The sequence below is a fragment of the Pseudomonas sp. R62 genome (assembly GCF_000257605.1).
Taxonomy (GTDB): Bacteria; Pseudomonadota; Gammaproteobacteria; order Pseudomonadales; family Pseudomonadaceae; genus Aquipseudomonas; species Aquipseudomonas atacamensis.
Window position 1 is genome coordinate 1 of sequence record NZ_AHZM01000892.1, and the last position, 1,024, is coordinate 1,024.

The window sequence follows — 1,024 nt, forward strand, 5'->3', positions numbered from 1 at the left end:
CTGGCGCGGCTGCGTGCGCGCGGCAAGAACCTGCCGGTGTTGATGTTGACTGCGCGCAGTGACGTCAAGGATCGCGTGCATGGCCTCAATCTCGGTGCTGACGACTACCTGGCCAAGCCGTTCGAACTGACGGAACTGGAAGCGCGGGTCAAAGCCTTGCTGCGCCGCAGTGTGCTGGGCGGCGAGCGTCAGCAGCGCTGTGGTGTGCTGGCTTACGACCTCGATACGCGGCGCTTCACCCTCGGCGACGAACTGCTGACCCTCACCTCCCGCGAGCAAGCTGTCCTGGAAGCGTTGATCGCGCGACCGGGGCGAGTGATGAGCAAGGAACAACTGGCCGCGCAGGTGTTCGGCCTCGACGAAGAAGCCAGCCCCGACGCCATCGAAATCTACGTGCACCGCTTGCGCAAGAAACTCGATGGCCAGTCCGTGGCCATCGTCACCTTCCGTGGCCTCGGCTATCTGCTGGAAAGCCGCGATGCATAAGCCCAGCAGCCTGCGCTGGCGGTTGCTGTGGAACCTTGGATGGTTGCTGGTGGTGCTGATGCTCGCCAGCGGCTTGAGCGCTTACTGGAATGGTCGCGAAGCCGCCGACACCGCGTATGACCGTACGCTGCTGGCCTCGGCACGCACCATCGCTGCCGGATTGTCGCAGCGCGACGGCAGCCTCAGCGCTGATGTGCCTTACGTGGCGCTGGATACCTTCGCCTACGACAGCGCCGGGCGCATCTATTACCAGGTCAACGACATTCACCAGAAGCTGATTTCCGGCTACGAAAATCTTCCCGGGCCACCGCCCGGCACGCCGCGTACCGACAGCTATCCGGCGCTGGCGCGCTTTTACAACGCGAAGTACAACGGCCAGAACGTGCGTGTGGTCAGCCTGCTCAAAGCGGTGAGCGAACCGAACATGAACGGCATGGCGGAAATCCGCGTGGCTGAAACCGACGAAGCACGGGTCAGCATGGCGCGCAGTCTGGCGGCTGACACCCTGTTGCGCCTGGGCATGTTGGCCGTGGGTGCA

2 protein-coding genes are annotated in these 1,024 nt (G+C 63.8%); both read left to right on the top strand.

The features are described 5' to 3' along the window. Positions 1–486, top strand: a 486-nt coding sequence (locus tag OQK_RS00915) for a winged helix-turn-helix domain-containing protein (RefSeq protein WP_038860203.1), incomplete at its 5' end; no start/stop codon positions are given. Then, on the top strand, positions 479–1,024 hold a 546-nt coding region (locus tag OQK_RS00920; protein WP_016770708.1), incomplete at its 3' end, for a sensor histidine kinase N-terminal domain-containing protein. The genes OQK_RS00915 and OQK_RS00920, both read left to right, overlap by 8 nt.